Source organism: Krasilnikovia sp. M28-CT-15 (assembly GCF_047159595.1).
Classification (GTDB): Bacteria; Actinomycetota; Actinomycetes; order Mycobacteriales; family Micromonosporaceae; genus Actinoplanes.
The window spans coordinates 5076513-5094701 of record NZ_BAAGAK010000001.1; the positions used below are offsets into that span (position 1 = coordinate 5076513).

The window sequence follows — 18189 nt, forward strand, 5'->3', positions numbered from 1 at the left end:
TCCCCGCGCCGGGCATGCCAAACCGGCCGAACCCGCTCAACACACCCGCCACCTGGCCGCGTCGGCCTCCCGCAACGTCAGACCGTTGCCCCGCCCACCCGGGTCGGCGGCGGCCGTGCCGCCCTCCGCAGCGCCGGCGCCGTCGAACAGCAGCCGCTCGATGCGGACGTGGTCGTGGAACCACTCCAGGTGGCGCAGGTTGGGCGTGGCAGCCGCGACGGCGAGGTGCTGGTGCGGTGCGCAGTGCCCGGAGACCTCCAGGCCGTGCGCGGCGGCCACCGCGGCGGCGCGCTGGAAGCCGGTGATGCCTCCGCAGCGGGTGACGTCGATCTGCAGGCAGTCGACGTACGGCGCCATCCGCGCGAAGTACACGAGGTCGTAGCCGTACTCCCCCGCGGCCACGTCCGGGTCGACGGCGTCGCGGACCTGCCGGAGGCCGGGCAGGTCGTCGGAGCTCACCGGTTCCTCGAACCAGCGCACGTCGAGGTCGGCGGCGGCCTGCATCACCCGGATCGCCTGCTTGGGCTGGTAGGCGCCGTTGGCGTCGACGTACAGCTCGGCGTCGCCGATGCTCTTGCGGGCGGCCGCCATCCGCGCGAGGTCCCGCGGCACGTCGGTGCCCCACGACTCCCCGATCTTGATCTTCACGCGGGGGATGCCCTCGCCGTCCACCCACCCGGTGAGCTGGGCGTGCTGCCGGTCGGCGTCGTAGGTGGTGAAGCCGCCGCTGCCGTAGACCGGCACCGATGCCCGCACGGCGCCGAGCAGCCGGGTCAGCGGCAGCCCGTGTCGGCGCGCCTTGAGGTCCCACAGCGCGTTGTCGGCGGCCGACAGGGCGAGCCCGGCGATACCGGGGCGGCCGGCGTTGCGCAGCCGCCGCTGCATGGCCGTCCAGGCCGCTGGGACGTCGTCGGGATGGATGTCCTCGACGACCTCAGCGAGCATCCCGGTGACCACCGCGGCGACGGGCGCCGGACCGTACGTCCAGCCCAGTCCGGTGAACCCGTCGGCGGCCGCCTGGACGAGCACCAGCGTGGTGCTCGTCCAGGCCAGGGTGCCGTCAGCCTCCGGCCCGTCGGTCGGCACGGTGTAGGCCGACGCTGTCAGCGCAGCCATCGGCGGATTCCCGCGCCGAGCCCCAGCGCGACGGCGACGCCGGTCGCCGCGGCGGTCAGCACCCGCACCGCCCGGGACGGTGCCTGTGGCCGGTCGGCCCACCGGCGCTCCGGTACTCCCTGACCGTCGTCGCCGTGCAGCCCGGCGCGCAGCAGCTCGGCCAGGTGCACGCCGCGGCGTCCGCCGGAGTCGCTCTGCGCCAGCTGGGTGCGGCAGCTGAACCCGTCGGCGAGCACGACGTCGGTGGGTCCGGCGTCACGCACCGCGGGCAGCAGCACCCGTTCGGCGCAGTCCTCGGAAACCTCGTAGTGGCCCTGCTCGAAGCCGAAGTTGCCGGCCAGCCCGCAGCATCCGCTGTCCAGCACGTCGAGGTTGGCTCCCGCGTCGGACAGCACCTTCCGGTCAGGGCCGTAGCCCATGATCGCGTGGTGGTGGCAGTGGGTCTGCACGTGCACGGTTCGGTCCAAGCGGGACGGTTGCCAGTCGGGGGTGTGCGCGGTGAGCAGTTCGGCGAGCGTGACCGTCTGGCGTTGCAGCCGGTCGACGTCCTCGTCGTGCGGGAACAGCTCCTTCGCGTCGCTGCGGAACACGGCGGTGCAGCTCGGTTCCAGACCGAGGACCAGGGTGCCGTCCCGCAGGTGCGGCCGGAGAATCTCCACCGTACGCATGAGCGCCCGCTTGGCGACGTCCAGTTGTCCCGTGGATATCCAGGTCAGGCCGCAGCACACGGGCCGGTCCGGGACGATCACCCGCCAGCCCGCCGCCTCCACCACCTCGACGGCGGCCCGGGCGATGCCCGGATCGAAGTGGTTGGTGAACGTGTCGGGCCACAGCAGCACCGTGCCGCGCTCGCCGTTGCCCTGCGGTCGGTGGCCGGCGAACCACCGCTGGAAGGTCCGCGCGGCGAAGACCGGGACTTCTCTTCGGGTGTCCACCCCGGCTGCCTGCTTGGCGAGCCAGGCCAGGCCGGGGGCGTGGGTCAGGGCGTTCACCAGCCGCGGTGCGGTGGTCGCCACGGCGGCCGCCGCCAGCGGTAGCCAGCCCATGGCGTAGTGGGCGCGGGGACGTAGCCGGCCCGCGTAGTGATGGGCGAGGAACTCCGCTTTGTAGGTGGCCATGTCCACGTTGACGGGACAGTCGGCCCTGCAGCCCTTGCAGGCCAGGCACAGGTCGAGGGCGTCCTTGACGGCCTCGGAGCGCCAGCCGTCGGCGATGGCGCCGCCGCGGGCCTTACCGTCGAGCATCTCGAACAGCAGCCGCGCCCGCCCGCGGGTGGAGTGTTCCTCCTCCTTGGTGGCCATGTACGACGGGCACATGACGCCACCGGAGTGGCGGCGGCATTTGCCCACGCCGACGCAGCGCAGCACCGCCCGGCCGAAGCTGCCCTCGTCGTGCGGGTAGCCGAAGTGGGTGTCGACCTCGCCGTGGTGGTAATCGGCGCCGAGGCGCAGTTGGCCGTCGAGCGGGTTGGGTGCAGTGACCTTGCCGGGATTCATCCGGTTGTCCGGGTCGAAGATCGCTTTGAACTGGCCGAAGGCATACGTGAGGTCGTCGCCGAACATCTTCGGCAACAGTTCACCGCGGGCCTGGCCGTCGCCGTGTTCGCCGGAGAATGATCCGCCGTAGCGGACCACGAGGTCGGCGGCGCGTTCGACGAAGGACCGGAACTGCGTGATGCCGGCGGGGTGGATCAGGTCGAAGGGGATGCGGGTGTGCACGCAGCCTTGACCGAAGTGGCCGTAGAGGGAGGCTTGCTCGTAGCCGTATTCCTGGTAGAGCTTGCGCAGGTCGCGCAGGTAGTCGCCGAGGTCGTGCGGCGAGACGGCGGAGTCCTCCCAGCCGGGCCAGGTGTCCGCCATGCCGGGCACGCGTGCGGTGGCGCCCAGCCCGGACTCGCGGATCCGCCACATCTCCTGCTCGTGCTGCGGGTCGTCGAAGATCCCGACGTCGGGGTCGTCGCGCTTCTTGCCGAGGGCGGCCAGCATGGCCTCCGCGGCGGCGTCCGCGTCCTGCCGGCTGTCGCCGCCCATCTGGACGAGCAGGTAGGCGCCGTGTTCGGGGAGCAGCCGCAGCGCGTCGGGGTTGAGGTGCTTGCGCTGCTGGAATTCGATCAGCTTGCGGTCGATGCCCTCCAGTGCGATGGGCGTGTGTTCGAGGATCCGGGGCACGTGGTCGGCCGCCGCGGCGATGTCGGGATAGGCCAGGAACGCCAGGGTGCGGGCCTTGACGATGGGCACGAGTGCGAGCCGGGCGCGCAGCACGGTGACGCAGGTGCCCTCGGTCCCGACCAGGGCCTGGGCGATGTGGAAGGTCTTCTCCGGCAGCAGGCTGTCGAGGTTGTATCCGGAGACGCGCCGGGGGATGTCCGGGTAGCGGGTGCGGATCTGGGCGAGGTAGCGGTCGCGCAGCGCCCGCAGCTGCCGGTAGATGTCGGCCTTGCGGTCACCGGCCGCGATGATCTTTTCGTACTCCGTGTCGGGGGTCTCGCCGACCCACATCCGGGTGCCGTCGTAGAGCAGCACCTCCAGCTCGACGATGTTGTCGACGACCTTGCCGGTGCGCTGGGCGGTCGCGCCGCACGAGTTGTTGCCGATCATGCCGCCGAGCGTGCAGTGGTTGTGGGTCGCGGGTTCCGGCCCGTACTCCAGGCCCGTCGGGCGCAGTTGGTCGTTGAGCAGGTCCAGGACGATGCCGGGCTCGACGAGGCAGGTCCGCGCGTCGGCGTCGACCTCCAGCAGCCGGTGGCAGTACTTCGACCAGTCGATGATCACCGCGACGTTGGTGCATTCGCCGGCCAGGCTGGTGCCGCCGCCGCGGGAGGTGATCGGGGCGCCGTGGCGGCGGCACACGGCGACGGCGGCGACGGCGGCCTCGACCGTGCGCGGCACGACCACACCGATCGGTACCTGCCGGTAGTTGGAGGCGTCGGTGGAGTAGGCACTGCGGGACCCGGCGTCGAAGCGGACTTCGCCGTCCACTTCGGCCGCCAGGTCCCGTTCCAGCCCGGCGACGTCGATGGCGCCGGTGTCGGGTACGCGCACGACCGGATCGGGCAGGCCGACCGTGGTGGTCATTAGCGCAGCTCGTTGATCTTGTCGCGGACGACGGTGGCCACGGTCGCCACCTTGTGCGGCTGGCCGCGCAGGAACGCCTCGGTGAAGTGTTTGGCCTGTTCGTACTTGACCTTGCCGGGCATGGGTGGCTCGTTGGGGTTGACGTCCACGTCCACCAGTGCGGGGCCGGGGTGGGCCAGCGCCTCGGCGACGGCGTCGTGCACCTCGCCGGGCTTGGCCACCTTGAGGCCGTACGCCCCGCAGCCGCGCGCCCAGCTGGAAAAGTCGGACTCGGGCTGCTTGTGGCGCACGGCGTACTCCGGATAGCCGAGGATGATCTGTTCCCAGAGGATCTGACCGTACGCGTTGTTGTTGTTGATGATCACTTTGATCGGCAGCTCGTTGCGCACTGCAGTGAGGAACTCGGCCATCAGCATCGCGAAACCGCCGTCGCCGACGTAGGCGATGACCTGCCGCCCGGAAAACGCGTGCTGCATGGCGATCGCATACGGCAGCCCCGGCGCCATCGTCGCGAGGTTGCCAGACAGGTAGAACCGGCGGTCCTCCCGGATCGTCCAGTGCCGGGCCGCCCACGTCGCGATCGTCCCCGAATCGCAGGTCAGGATCGCGTCGCCGGTCGCCAAGTCGTCCAGGACCCCCATCACGTACTGCGGGGCGATCGGGTCACGGGACTCGTCCTCCAGCGCCACCATGTTCGCGCGCCACGAGTCCATCTCCTTGGCGTACTTGGCCAGGAACGCGCCGTCGCCGCCGGTGAGCAGCGGCAGCAGCGCCTGCAGGCCCTTCTTCGCGTCCGCGGTGACCGGCGCCTCCACCGGCATCCGCAGCCCGATCAGCGTCGCGTCCGCGTCGATCTGCACCACCCGCGCCTTGCCGGGCTCAGGCAGATACTTCCCGTACGGGAAGGACGTGCCGACCATGAGCAGGGTGTCGCACTCCTCCATGGCCTCCTCGCTGGGCTTCGTACCGAGCAGCCCCAGCCCGCCCGTGGTGACCGGGTGATCGTCGGGCACGACCGCCTTGCCCGGCAGCGTCTTGACCACCGGCGCACCCAGCCGTTGCGCCACCGCGATCACCTCGTCGCGGGCGTGCAAGGCCCCGGCACCGGCGAGGATCACCGGCTTGCGCGCGGCGTTGAGCACCTGGGCCGCTGTGCGAAGCTCGGCGTCGCCCGGCACCAGCTGCGGCCGGTCGAGGCCCGGCATGCTCGCCGGCGGACGGCCCGGACCCACGTGGCGGTAGGGGTCCGCACCGATCGCCGCCACCTGGATGTCGGTGGGCAACGTCAGGTGCGACACGGTCCGCTTCACCAAAGCGTTGCGGATGGCCAGGTCGACCACGGCCGGCACCTGCTGCGGATTGGTGATCATGAGGTTGTACTCGGCCACGTCCTGGTACAGCCGGTCCAGGTGAACCTCCTGCTGATAGCGGCTGCCCAGCACCGACGTCTCCTGCATGCCCGTGATCGCCAGCACGGGCATGTGATCCAGCTTCGCGTCGTACAGCCCGTTGAGCAGGTGGATCGCGCCGGGTCCCGAGGTGGCCGCACAGACGCCGAGCCGTCCGGTCGCCTTCGCGTAGCCGGCGGCCATGAACGCCGCCGCCTCCTCGTGGTGCACCAGCACGAATGTCAGCTCGCCGGCATGGCGCCGGAACCCCTCCATCAGACCGTTGATGCCATCCCCGGGCAGCCCGAACACGGTGTCCACGCCCCACTCGATCAGCCGTTTGACGAGGCTCTCCCCCACGATCTCCGGCATCGCACGTCCTTCCGTTGCGGTGGTGCGGCGATGGCGCCGCCCGAATCGGCGCCTACCCCTGACCGACGGCGGCAAACGACCGGGGCGGCCCGCTTCTCTGGCTCTCGGGCGGGAGCATCCGCGACGGCATGCCGGCGTGGGCATCCGGCACGCGATGCCCACGCCGGCACGATGGCGCGTTGTCCTCTGCTGAGCCGCCGGGCTCGGGACTGCGGGCGCCAGGGAACACGGTGCCCCCCGTTTCCGAGGTCACCGAGCCCGGGACGGCGGTGATCCGTTCGTCAGGATGGCGCCGGCCGCGATGCCCAGCAGGCCGATGACGGCGCCCGTGACCATGTTGTTCCAGACGATGCCGGCGGTGCTGGAGGACTGCTGGATCACCCATTGCGAGACGAAGACCCACGCCCCGATCGCCGCGACGGCCCAGCTGAGCCGCGCCATCCGCGCCGGTGTCAAGGTCAGTCCCATGGCGAGGACCGCCACCGCGATGCCCAGAATCAGATTGTTCACGGTGACCTCGGGGGCCGTGGCGTTGAAGTGGATGACCCACGGGGAGATCGCCAGCCAGAGCCCGGCGAGCAGCACGAGCCCATCGGTGATCACGGCGGGTCCAGTGGCCGAGGCACGCTCGTACCGTTCCCGCATCTCAATGAGGTCGGGGTGATCCGCCATCGCGAATCGGGTTGTCTCGGTCATGACCGATACCTTCCTGTGTAGTGCGACGATGTACGCCCTCCCGCGCGGCTGCTGCCGACGCGGCGACGCTGCCGCAGAATTCAGCTGCCTCGGCGCCGCCGTCCATGCCGGGCGAGCAGTGCCGCCCAGTACGGGGCCGACGGCCTGGGGTCCGCGCTGCGGGCTGGTGCCCGGTCGTGCTGTCCGGCGACGCGCGGCCGGGCGGCACCCAGCCTGCGGGAGCCGGCTCGCGGCTGGCCGGTGTCGCCATTGCCCGCCGAGGTAGCCCGTGGCCTGTTGCCCATCGGAAACCTCCTGGATGTCGTCCGGCCTGCGCGACCGGACGGACGTCCGGCCCGCGGGGGCGGTCCGATCGCGCGGTACCCCGTCCCGGCCCTAGCAAGCGCATCCGTTCTCAGGATCTGCGCCGGATGTGGCGGCGCCCCCGCAGCCTCGTGACAGTCGGATGACATGCCGACGTGCGGCACGCCGGATCGGATCGGCGAGGCTGGTCGGGCACCTCCGAAAGGCCTCGGTCAGTCAGGGGATCTCGCGACAACGCCGGCGAGGTACGGACCGGGGAGCCGGGCCAGGACGGACGACGGCCCGGCTGTTCCGGTCTGTGGCCGTGTGCCGGACCGCCGACGGGGTACGGCTACCGCATCACTGTCATTCATGGTCGAGCCGCACGGGAGGAATTCATGAGTGGGCGTCGTGTCGCGGTCGTGACCGGTGGGACCGCGGGGGTGGGCCGGGCGGTGGTCCGGGAACTGGCCGCTCATGGGTGGGACGTGGCCGTCGTGGCCCGGGGTCCGGCCGGACTGGAGGGCGCGGTCCGTGACGTCGAGGCCGCCGGTGGGCGCGGTGTCGGCCTGCCCACCGACGTCGCCGACCTCGACCAGGTCCGGACCGCGGCGGAACGCGCGGCCATGGAACTCGGCCCGATCGAGCTGTGGGTCAACGACGCGTTCAGTGGCAACCTGAGGTACTTCTGGGACACCCCGCCGGACGAGTACCGTCGGATCACCGAGGTCACCTACCTCGGCCAGGTGCACGGCACCCGGGTCGCCCTCGAGCACATGCGCCCCCGCAACCGCGGCGTCATCGTCCAGGTCGGTTCGGCGCTCGCGTTCCGCGGCATCCCGCTGCAGTCGGCGTACTGCGGCGCGAAACACGCCGTCAAGGGGTTCACCGAGTCCGTGATCACCGAACTCAAGCACGAACGCAGCGCGGTCAGGGTCAGCATGGTGCACCTACCCGGCGTCAACACGGTCCAGTTCGACTGGAACGCCGACGAGTTCGATGAGCATCCGCGGCCGGTCGCGCCGGTGTTCCAGCCGGAACTCGCGGCCCGCGCGGTGCGGTTCCTGGCCGATCATCCACGCCGCACCCTGTGGGTCGGGTACTCGACCGCGTACACGATCCTCGGCAACCGGCTCGCCCCCTGGTTCCTGGACTGGTACCTGGCCCGGAAGGGGGTCCAGGGCCAGCTCACCGACGCCGCCGGACCGCGGTACGGCTCCAACGTCTTCACCCCGCGCGACGCCGACACCGACCGCGGCGCTCACGGGATGTTCGACGACCGGGCACATCGGCGCGACCCGTGGTCCTGGGTCGCCATGCACCGGGCCGCCCTGACCGCGGGCGCTGCTGTGGCGGCGGCTGCCGCGTTGGTCGCGGCGCGGCGCCGCCCGCGATGAACGACACCCGCCCGGCGGGCTGGGCGCCCATCGGCGACTACGGCGTGGTCGGCGACGGGCGCACGGTCGCGCTGATCGCCGCCGACGGCCGGATCGACTGGTTGCCGCTGCCCGACCTGGACGCGCCGCCGGTCTTCGCCGCCCTGCTCGACCGGACCGCCGGTGGCTGCCTCGAGCTACGTCCCAGCGAGGCGTTCACGGTGCACCGCCGCTACGTCGACGACACGAACGTGCTGGAGACGACCTTCACCACCGCCACCGGCAGCGTACGGCTCACCGACGCCCTGGCGGTGGGCCCGACCGGCCCGCTGCCGTGGACGGAGCTCATCCGCCGCGTCGAGGGAATCACCGGGGAGGTGGACCTGCGCTGGGCCGTGCGGCCGGGCAGCCGGTTCGACACCGCCGAGCCGTGGGTGGAGCTGCGCCGCGACGTCCCCCTCGTACACTGCGGCGACCAGCACATGGCCCTGCTCTGCTTCGGCATCGGCGACCCGGTCATGGACCCGCACGCGGTGACCGGACACGTCCGCGTCGGACCCGGGCGCCAGGCCGTCCTCGCGCTCGTATCCAGCGACAGCGCTCCCGTCTATCTGCCCGACCGCGACCAGGTGCTGGACCACCTCGACGCGACCCTCCGGTTCTGGCGGGACTGGTCGAGGCGAGTGTCCTACGACGGGCGATGGTCGGCGGCCGTCCGGCGGTCGGCGCTGGCCCTGAAGCTGCTGCAATACCGGCCCACCGGCGCGCTCGCGGCAGCGGCCACCACCTCCCTGCCCGAGCGGATCGGTGGCGCACGCAACTGGGACTACCGCTACATGTGGGTGCGCGACGCGGCATACACCGTCGACGCGATGCTCCGGCTGCACCTGCACGAGGACGTGCACGCCGCGGTGACGTTCCTCCTGCGCTGCACGGCCCGGACCGCCCCTGACCTGCGGGTCTTCTACACAGTACGGGGCGCCGCGCCCGAGGCGCAGCAGAGCCTGAACGCCGACGGGTACCGCCGCAGCAGGCCGGTCAGGTCGGGCAACGCCGCGGCGACCCAGACGCAGCTGGGCACGTTCGGGGACCTGTTCGACTCCGTGTGGCGTTACGTCAGCGCCGGACACGTGCTCGACCCCGCCACCGGTCGCATGCTCGCCGATCTCGCCGACCGCTGCTGCGACCTGTGGCGCACGGAGGACTCCGGGCTGTGGGAACTGAACACCCACCGCCACTACACCGTCTCCAAGATGGGCTGCTGGGTGGCGCTGGATCGCGCCGTGCGGCTGTACGACGCAGGCGACATCCCCGTGCGGCACCCCCAGCGCTGGCGCGCCGAGCGAGATGCCATCCGGGCTTGGGTGAACGAGCACTGCTGGTCGCCGCGGAAACGGTCGTACAGCTTCTTCGCCGGAACCGACGACCTGGACGCTGCGACACTGCTGGCCGGACAGACCGGCTTCGACACCGGGGAGCGGCTGTCCGGGACGGTCGCCGCTGTCCGACGCGAGCTGGCCGAAGGACCATTGATCTACCGTTACACCGGCATGCGCACTGCCGAAGGCGCCTTCCTTGCGTGCTCCTTCTGGCTGGCATCGGCACTGGTAGTGCTGGGCCGGCGCGCCGAGGCCATCGCTCAGATGGATGCCACCGTCGCGCTCGTCGGCGATCTGGGCCTGCTCGCGGAGGAGATGGACCCCCGTGATCAGAGCATGCTGGGTAACATCCCGCAGGCATTGAGCCACCTCGCGTTGATCAACGCAGCGCACGCCGTGCAGCGATGCGGCGAGTCGCCCCGTACCTCGGGTTGAGAGGCCGACGACCGCCTTCCGGGCTCGCGGCCAGGCAGCCTCGTGCCACCACGGCCGCTCCCCGCACTTGTCCCACCTCCCCCGGCAGCGATGCTGGTGTGGACAGTGCCGTCCCGGGTATCGCGGCAGGTATTGACCGCGCGGCCAGGTGACGGCCGGCTGGCAGAAGGAGTGGGTCATGAGCGGCAACGAAGACCCGGACACGTCCGGGACGAACGAGACGGAACTTCGCGGCATGAAGGTGGCCGAGCTGCGTGAACGGGCCAATGCCGAAGGTGCGGACCACACCTCCTCGATGCGCAAGGACGAGCTGGTTTCCGCGGTGTCGCGGGCCCACCGGCACGACGGCGGCGACCCCGGTACGGGCAGTGCCACCGAGGAGCCGGTGGGCGCGGGCCCCGACGACGGCCGGGTGCGCACCGGCGACCAGACGTCGAAATCGCTGAAGTACTCGCAGGAGATCACTGCACCGGACCAAGAACCCGAACGAGCCGGACGAAGCCTCGTCACGACCAGCCACGAGGTGATCCGTCAGTGGGCCGAGCAGCGCGGCGCCGTCCCGGCCACCGTCGAGGGCACCGGGCACGACGACCGCCTGGGCGTGTTGCGCTTCGACTTCGGCCGGCATTCCGACCGGTTGCGGCAGGTCACGTGGGAGGAGTGGTTCGGCACCTTCGACGCCCGGCGCCTCAACTTCATTTACCAGCAGGAACGCTCCGACGGCCGGGTCAGCAACTTCTTCCGGCTGGAGAGTCCCGACCGGGAGGACGCCTGAGCTTCCGCGCGTGAACCGGGCACCGGCTGATTCGGACGGGTCTGGAATCAGCCGGCGCGCGCCGACGGTATCGGACGGGATTCGGCGGCCCGCCGGTGATCGGCTCCGTCCACTGCGGTCCAGGCCGGCGCGGCGTCCTCCAGGTGAAAGACATGATCGAGGCCGGCCAGGCGAAGGATCCGCCGGACCCGCCCCCGCGGCCGTCGCAGGATCAGCTGACCGCCCACGGCGATCATGCTCCGGTGCGCCTGCCGAAGCACCTCGATCGCCGCGGCGTCCATCACTGGGCAGCCATGCAGATCGACGATCAGCCGGCGGGGCGACAGCGCCATTGCGTCGTCGATCAAATCACCCCATCGGGGTACCGCAGTGCCCTCGAACGCTTCGGTCACCACGACAACCGCTTCCGGAATCGTCGCTAGCATCGCTGCCTCCAAGAGGGTATGGGCCCGGTCCGATGACGCCAGCGTGGCAGGACGGGATGGCGGACGCCGTCCGGGTGCATGACAGTCCCGTGACACCTCATGACCGATCCCCGAGCGGCCCCTCGAAGACGTGCAGCGAAGGTGGCCGCAGGGTCATGCGCGCACGGCGGTGCGGTTCACGCGGCATAGGCGATCGTAGTGAGCAGAGCGTTCTCGGCCTGACGGGAGTCCAGGCGCGTGTGCTGGGCGACGACGGGCCGATCGCTGCGGATGACACTGGCGTAGTCGGTGTCCCGCGGCACGAGTGGACCGGTGAGGTCGTTGAAGCGCTGGTGCAACGTCCGCCGGGCCGGCACTGTCACGGACCACGGTCCGAGCGGCTCGGCGTCGGCGAGAAATACCGTGATCTCGACGTGCGCGTCCTCGTCGCCGGTGTTCAGCAGGCAGACGGTCTCGTGGCTGAGCATCTGAGGCTGCGGACCGCTCGACGATCCCGGGAGGTAACCCTCCGGAATCACCCAGGTCGTGGCGCCCAAGGGCTCCATGGTGTGCTCCTAATCAACGACGGTGTCCAGCGATTCCCACGGTGGCCGGCCATATGTCCGGCGGGTAACCGCCCGACGGCGGTTGCGGGGTAGCACGGCCAGCGCGGCACGGCGAGCGTCGGTGAACGCCTCCCGGCAGGCAACCGGACTACGGTAGACGGCTGGAGACTGGGCGGCGACCGATCCGTCGGGTGCCGGTAGGAGCCACTGCCAATGGCCGTCGCCACTGCTGACGATGCGCGGGGACGGGCCATCGCCGAGGAGCGCCAGCTCGCCCATGGCCGCAGCCTGATCGGTCTGGGGCTCCCCGCTACGGGCGATGAGGTCGGCGGCACGATCGGTCCGGCTGACCAGCACCCACCTCCAGCCGTCCGCCGTCCGATCAAGGCTGAACCTGAGCATGTCCACCTCCTTCGGCGAGCACCACAAGCGGCAGGGTGCGGGCCGTTGTTCTCCACAGCGCGTACCGTGGTCCGGGCACCGATGCAGGCGTCACGGGGAGCCGGCCGGGCGGCCGACGCGGTGGCCGCAGACAATGCGGTTACGCGGGCTCGGGTACACCGCCGGGCTGTACCGGGCCGGGACTCGGCTCGGTCGGTGGTGGTGGTAGCGGGCTGGGTGATTCCGGAGACAGCTCACCGGGATCCTCCGGAATAGGTGCACCGGGATCAAGTGGCGGATAGCGGTCCGGGTCGGGGCCTGCTGGAATCATGTGTCCTCCTCACAGCGGATCGACTGCTATCAGCAGATGAGACTCCTCCCTACCGGCTGGCGCCTGCGGGAGGTCGCCGGGAATACGGCGCGACCTGCGCCAAGATCGCCGTGCCTGGCCACCAAGGTCTTCCGGGCCGTAACGGTGCAGGAGTGACCTGCGGGCCTGGCTCTCGTCCGCGTGCGCGTGTTCGCGTCGGGGCTTGTCCCCGTTCGCCTGTGCGGGGCTGGCAGGAACCGGGCCGCTGCCGCCCGTGGAAGTCGGCGGTGTGCTCACGGCGCGCGGGCCCGCCGGCCGAGCGGACAGGACCGTCCGGCCCGGAGAGCGTACGGTCGTGCTGGCCCGCCGGCGCCTGCCGGCCGCCGAATGGCGGCATGACGGGCGCGGGCGAGACCCACCGCTGCGCGTCGGCCGGTGACCGGCCGCACCGCCGGCCTGCCGACAGCGCCCGGCCAGAAGCCACACGCGCGGGTGCTGGCCGGGATGCGGGGACGGCCGGTGACTCCGGCAGACCCGGTGGCCGGTTCCGGAGCGGGACAGTGATCGCCGGGACCGGTGCACTGCGTCGCATCGGCGGTGCTGGGGCGGTCGGCCACCGCCAGGCAGGGGAACAGCCGGTCCACGCCGAGACGGTGAAGCAAATCATGTAACGGTGGGGCGGCGTTGGTGACGACCAGGGAGCTTCCACTGTGGCCGCACGCGCGGTAGCCGTCCACGAGCGCCCGCACCGTCTCGGTTGCAGCGGCGTCGACATGCCGCATGTCGACAAAGATCCGGCCGGGGCGGCGGCGCACGGCCGCGTCGACGACGGCGTCCCGCAGCCGCTGTGCGCCCGGACCGTCGACAACACCGTGGACGGCGAGGACCACTGCGCCAGAACGCGCGACGTACGTCCTGATCTCCGGCTGGGCGCAGACCGGCTCACCGTCCTGCTCCGGTTCGCCGTCGAGCCTTGCCCGCAGCCATGTCAGCGTGCGGCGAAGCAGGCGTGACACGTTCATCTGCGACATGCCCAGCGCCTCGGCGATCTCCGCCTGGCTGGCATTGCCGAAGAAGTACCGGATGATGACGAACCGCTCGCGCGGTGGTAGCCGGTGCAGCAGTTCCCGGAGGGCGAGGTGATCACAAAGGGTAGACATCGACCGGTCCTCGACTCCGATCAAGTCGAGCCGCTCGCAGGAGTCCTCGTCCGACGAGACTGTTGTGTTGAGCGAGTCGATGTCGTAGGCCGATCCGGCGGCCTGTGCCCGCCGGACCTCCTCGTCGCTCACGTCCAGCGCCACGGCGAGCTCCGGCACGGTCGGCGCCCGCCCGAACTGCTGCAGCAGGACGTCCCTGGTCCGGCCCAGTTCCAGGTGCAGTTCCTGCATCCGTCGGGAGACCCGCACGTCCCAGCCCTTGTCCCGGAAATGCCGCTTGAGCTCCCCCAGCACAGTGGGAACGAGGTAGCCGAGGAACGGTTTTCCACGGGTCGGGTCGAACCCGTTCACCGCCTTGACCAGTGCGAGCGCAGCGACCTGCTCGAGGTCCTCCAACGGCTGTCCCCGGTCGCGGTACCTACGGGCCAGCCGGGTGGCGATCGGCAGGTTGAGCCGGATGATCTGCTCACGCAGCCGGGAACGGTTCACGGCCCCGCAAGCCTCGTCGTCCAGGCGGGAGAACAGGGTGGCTGTGACGGTCTCGACGTCGTCGATCTCACGTCGATGTTCCTCTCGCGGCGAAGGCCGGACAAGCGTGGACTGACTCATCGGGAACTCCCAGTGACACCATGGAACGCGCCTGGGCACAGCCCTCACGGGGGACCCAGCGCCTGGGCGTACGCCAACGGAATCTGCCGATCTTGGCGGATCTGCATCGAACGGCGAAGGCGCCCTGCCATCGAGCGGCCCTGCCATCGAGCGTCATCACGGCACGTCGGCTACGCTCGGCCGTCCGGCGGGCCCTCAGGGCCCCTGACGCCGTGGTCTGGACGTCGCGGCGCGAGCTTAGATCCACCGGATGCCCATTCTGGGCGCAGGCAAACATCGATTCTCCGGACCGCGGAAGTTCACCGGATCTCGCGGTGATGGCCGGCGCCCCGCGCCGTCCATCGGAAGAGTCAGACGGTGGTCAGCGGCGGGCGCCGGAAGGTGTCCGCGATCCGGTCATGGCGATGGCCGGGGCCGCTACGCCCAGCAGGATGATCACCCCACCACTGATCATGTTGTTCCAGACGATTCCGGCGGAGCTTGCGGACTGCTGGATCACCCACTGGGACACCACGATCCAGACGCCGATCGTCGCAGCGGTCCAGCTGAGCCTCGCCACGCTTTGCGGAACCTGGATCGCAGCGAGGGTGAGCGCCGCCACGGCAATCCCCAGAATCAGGTTGTTGATGGTCACGTCCGGTGCGGTCGTGTTGAAGTGGGTGACCCACGGGGAGATTGCCAGCCACAGACCCGCTAGCAGGGCAAGGCCGTGGGTGATCACAGCGGGACCGGTGGCTGACGTCCGTTCGTACCGCTGCCGCAGCTCAGCGAGGCCGGGTTGGTGTGCCGTCGTGATCCGGCTGGTTTCCGTCATCGTTTCACCTCCAAGGGCATAGGTGACCGGGCTCTACCCTTCGACGTGCGTCAATAACTCCACGCCGGGTCACGACTCTTCGCGGCTCTGTTCAGCGCGCCGATCGAGCGTGGGGAGCGAATCAGGGGCCGGCACCTGGCCTCGATGGCAACGGTGCACGGATGACGATCTTCTTCCCGCCGCCCGGCGCGCAGGGATACCTCCTCCGCAGCGCTGGCCGCGCAGGACCTGGCCCGTCTGGCTTGCGGGTGACCCGGGCGCCGGTTCACCGGGGTTCCCGTGCCGATATGCGACACCCACGGCGAGATCGCTGACGGACGGTAACCGGGGTTGGCTGTATCGCACCATGGGTAGGCCCCGCTCCACACGGGAGCCCAGTGGTCGGAGACCATCATGGATGAGGAGCGCGACCGCCAGCGCAAGGCACGCGACCAGCACGAGCGGGCGGGAATGACGGGCCACCTCCGCGACGGGCAGGAACCCGTCCGCGTTGCCGCCCGCCGACGCGGCAGATCCCGCCCTGCCCGAAGCGGAACGGCGCAAGCGAATCGGATCAGCGGCCTTCGGCCACGGTGATGCCGGCGATGTGCACAGCCACGACTAAGCTTCCCTTGCCCGCCGTGGACGGCGGCAGGGGCGACGGTTACGGATCCGCTGACCTGAACCACCCTGACCTGGCCGGTTCGCCCCCGTGAAGGTGAGGCCGCGAACGATCCGCCGTTAGGTAGGCGAGCGCGATCGGCCCAGGGGCGGGTGCGGCCGAGCTTCGAGCAGCAAATGGCGCCCCAGGGCCGTGAACGCAATAGCGACAGCGGCGTCGGCCAGTGCCGTGCGCCTCCAGTTCTCGGATACCAGAGCGACGGCGACGGCGCTGACCGCATGTAGGCTGTCGGCCACAGCGCCAGCCCTTACGACTGCGGGGTTTGGGACCACCGCGGTCAGGGCCGATTGGGCGATATGCCGGACGCCGAGCACTCGGACGACCAGGACCGCGCGCCGACCGGCATGGTGGCCGACGGCCTGCAGAACCATGCTCGGCGCATCGAGCAGGAACGCTCCCCACGCGGCGCGCGCCGCGCACGACGCACGGATCCCCCACTCTCGCTTCTTCATGTCCCTCCCTGCGGGGTCGCATCGAACCGTCCGTGCGTCGGACCGGGAGGATGCCCACGGCCGGATGCTGCAAACCTGACCCGGCCCGCCCGTCCCGCAACCGTTTGAGGATCGCAGGGCCGGGTAGCCGGCGCTCCTGACGGGCGCCGGAGGTGGCGGACGTACTCAAGAAGCGAGCCGAGGCGATGACGAGTCAGCAGGTGAAGGAACGCGCGACGGAGGCCGCCGGAAGCGTGGCGGGGGCCGTGGTGGACCCGAAGACCGGGCTGTCGCACCTGAAATCGAAGATCCGGCCGGGACGCGTACTGCTCATCGGTGGAGCACTGCTGGTGGCATATCTCGTCGGCCGCCGGTCAATCCACATGTGACGGTCGACCGCGACGATGTCCGTTACTCACGGCAGCCGTGCTCGGTGATCTCGTCGCCCCTTCGCCGGACGAACTTACCGGCCACGCATCGACAGGCAGCCATGCATGGACGCTACGACGCAGAACGCCCTACGCGCCGTCGGCGTGGCCGCCGACCTCGCCCGGGCGGCGGCGCTCTGCGCCCTGCTCTGGGCTTTGATCGTGTGGTCCCCGCCCAACGTCGCCCGGTTCGCAGTCGTTTTGGCGCTGCTGCTGGTCCCCCGGATCGCCGGTCTTGCCCGTCCGTTCGATGCGGCGTTCGGCTGGACCATGATGCTGGCCACCGGCGCCGAGGCCGCAGGCTGGTACGCCACCATCGCCTGGATCGACTGGGTCATCCACTGCGTCACGACCGGGGCGGTCGCCGCGATGGCCGTATTGGTGTCGGCCCGTGTCGGACTGATGCCGGCGCTGCAGGACCCGACGCCGCGCCGCCACCGTGCCTGGCTGGTACTGGTCACCACGACCACAGGGATGAGCATCGGCGTGCTGTGGGAGTTCTACGAGTGGGTGACCAGCCAGGTGTTCGGCATACCGATGGTCGTCGGTTACACCGACACCATCGCCGACCTCGCCATGGATAGTCTCGGCTCCATGATCGCCGGGGTGATGGTGACCGTCTGGGCAGGGCAGGGCTTCACCCGGCAGCGCGTGTACCTCAGCGGCCGCGTCTGAATCACCTGCACCCCTGTCATCATGATCGCTTTGAGCGATCATCGCTGATCAGGTCGTGGATCACCCGGACGTTTCGTCCGGGCGATGGCGGCGCCGCATGCGGGGGTACAGCGGCACAATGCGACTCGGAATTAGCTGGACCGACGCCGCCACGGTGGTGGCGTCCACGATCGGGGTCTACGTGGCGTTCCTGATCATGCTGCGGATCGTCGGTCAGCGGGCATTCGCCGCCATGTCGAGCTTCGACCTGGCGGCCACCATCGCCTTCGGTGCGGTGATGGGCCGCGCCGTGCTCGGGTACACCCCCACGCTGGCGGCCGGAGTGCTCGGGATGGCCACCCTGCTGGCGCTGCAGGGCGCGTTCGGCGTGTTGCGCCGCAGCCCGCGCCTCGATCGGACCCTCACCAACCTGCCGGTGCTGCTCATGGCCGACGGTGTGGTCCTGCACGAGCATCTGCGCAAGACCAACATCGTGGAGGACGAGCTTCGCCAGAAGCTGCGCCTGGCCGGCGTCCACCGGTACGACGACGTCGCCGCGGTGATCCTGGAACGCACCGGCGCCCTCAGCGTCCTGCGCCGCGGGGAGACGATCGCCCCTGAGTTGCTGGCCGACGTGCGGGGTCGCGAACTGCTCGCCGAGCAGTACGTACGCCCCTGACGCCCCGCAGCGAACGCCGCCCGCAATCTCGGTGACGCCCGTACGCCTTGGCGAGGCGCCGCGTGAGCGCTGTGATCGGCAGCCGCCGATGCGGGGGCCGGCGGACGACCCGCCTTTGCTGCCCGATGGCTTCTCCTGCCGGATTCGGTGACCGGGGATAGGGTCGAAGCTTGGTACGAATGGCGCAGGGACAGGGGGG

The 18189-nt window shown here is 70.5% G+C and carries 14 protein-coding genes; 6 read left to right on the forward strand and 8 right to left on the reverse strand.

Features of this window, described 5'->3' with window-relative positions; genetic code table 11:
• Positions 1-36 precede the first annotated feature (36 nt).
• From ACMCNO_RS23285 to ACMCNO_RS23300, 4 genes are all read right to left on the reverse strand, one after another.
• Entirely contained in the window at positions 37-1116 is a 1080-nt protein-coding gene (locus tag ACMCNO_RS23285) for an enolase C-terminal domain-like protein (protein ID WP_412751581.1), read from the reverse strand.
• Entirely contained in the window at positions 1104-4190 is a 3087-nt protein-coding gene (locus ACMCNO_RS23290; protein ID WP_412751582.1) for an FAD-binding and (Fe-S)-binding domain-containing protein, read from the reverse strand. Before ACMCNO_RS23290 ends, ACMCNO_RS23285 begins: the two co-directional genes overlap by 13 nt.
• Positions 4190-5950 (reverse strand): thiamine pyrophosphate-dependent enzyme, encoded by a 1761-nt coding sequence (locus ACMCNO_RS23295; protein WP_412751583.1) that lies wholly within the window; start codon positions 5948-5950, stop codon positions 4190-4192. Before ACMCNO_RS23295 ends, ACMCNO_RS23290 begins: the two co-directional genes overlap by 1 nt.
• A 249-nt stretch (positions 5951-6199) precedes the next feature.
• Positions 6200-6646: an SPW repeat protein gene (locus ACMCNO_RS23300; protein WP_412751584.1), complete on the reverse strand. Its 447-nt coding sequence runs from the start codon at positions 6644-6646 to the stop codon at positions 6200-6202.
• A gap of 680 nt (positions 6647-7326) precedes the next feature.
• Between ACMCNO_RS23300 and ACMCNO_RS23305 the strand changes: the two genes are divergently transcribed.
• The 3 genes from ACMCNO_RS23305 (at position 7327) to ACMCNO_RS23315 (ending at position 10893) form a co-directional block, all read left to right on the forward strand.
• A complete protein-coding gene (locus ACMCNO_RS23305; protein WP_412751585.1) occupies positions 7327-8325 on the forward strand; it encodes an SDR family oxidoreductase in 999 nt (332 codons plus the stop codon).
• Positions 8322-10118, forward strand: a complete 1797-nt coding sequence (locus ACMCNO_RS23310; RefSeq protein WP_412751586.1) for a glycoside hydrolase family 15 protein — start codon at positions 8322-8324, stop codon at positions 10116-10118. Before ACMCNO_RS23305 ends, ACMCNO_RS23310 begins: the two co-directional genes overlap by 4 nt.
• A gap of 178 nt (positions 10119-10296) precedes the next feature.
• Positions 10297-10893 carry a Rho termination factor N-terminal domain-containing protein gene (locus tag ACMCNO_RS23315; RefSeq protein WP_412751587.1) on the forward strand — a complete coding sequence of 199 codons (597 nt, stop codon included), beginning with the start codon at positions 10297-10299 and terminating at the stop codon, positions 10891-10893.
• 47 nt (positions 10894-10940) lie between these two features.
• Here ACMCNO_RS23315 and ACMCNO_RS23320 read toward each other — a convergent pair whose 3' ends face one another.
• The 4 genes from ACMCNO_RS23320 to ACMCNO_RS23335 all read right to left on the reverse strand — a co-directional run bounded on the left by ACMCNO_RS23320 (position 10941) and on the right by ACMCNO_RS23335 (position 15044).
• Complete coding sequence (locus ACMCNO_RS23320) at positions 10941-11318, reverse strand: STAS domain-containing protein (RefSeq protein WP_412751588.1); 378 nt, start codon at positions 11316-11318, stop codon at positions 10941-10943.
• A 176-nt stretch (positions 11319-11494) separates the two neighbouring features.
• Positions 11495-11863: a sensory rhodopsin transducer gene (locus tag ACMCNO_RS23325; RefSeq protein WP_412751589.1), complete on the reverse strand. Its 369-nt coding sequence runs from the start codon at positions 11861-11863 to the stop codon at positions 11495-11497.
• A 984-nt stretch (positions 11864-12847) separates the two neighbouring features.
• The gene (locus ACMCNO_RS23330) at positions 12848-14323 is read right to left on the reverse strand and encodes a SigB/SigF/SigG family RNA polymerase sigma factor (RefSeq protein ID WP_412751590.1); all 1476 of its coding nucleotides are present in this window, start codon (positions 14321-14323) and stop codon (positions 12848-12850) included.
• A gap of 361 nt (positions 14324-14684) precedes the next feature.
• Positions 14685-15044, reverse strand: coding sequence for an SPW repeat protein (locus ACMCNO_RS23335; protein ID WP_412751591.1), 360 nt, complete (start codon positions 15042-15044; stop codon positions 14685-14687).
• A gap of 1358 nt (positions 15045-16402) precedes the next feature.
• Between ACMCNO_RS23335 and ACMCNO_RS23340 the strand changes: the two genes are divergently transcribed.
• The 3 genes from ACMCNO_RS23340 to ACMCNO_RS23350 all read left to right on the forward strand — a co-directional run bounded on the left by ACMCNO_RS23340 (position 16403) and on the right by ACMCNO_RS23350 (position 17990).
• Complete coding sequence (locus ACMCNO_RS23340) at positions 16403-16618, forward strand: hypothetical protein (RefSeq protein WP_412751592.1); 216 nt, start codon at positions 16403-16405, stop codon at positions 16616-16618.
• A gap of 105 nt (positions 16619-16723) precedes the next feature.
• Complete coding sequence (locus ACMCNO_RS23345; RefSeq protein ID WP_412751593.1) at positions 16724-17332, forward strand: hypothetical protein; 609 nt, start codon at positions 16724-16726, stop codon at positions 17330-17332.
• 118 nt (positions 17333-17450) lie between these two features.
• A complete protein-coding gene (locus ACMCNO_RS23350; RefSeq protein ID WP_412751594.1) occupies positions 17451-17990 on the forward strand; it encodes a DUF421 domain-containing protein in 540 nt (179 codons plus the stop codon).
• Positions 17991-18189 lie beyond the last annotated feature (199 nt).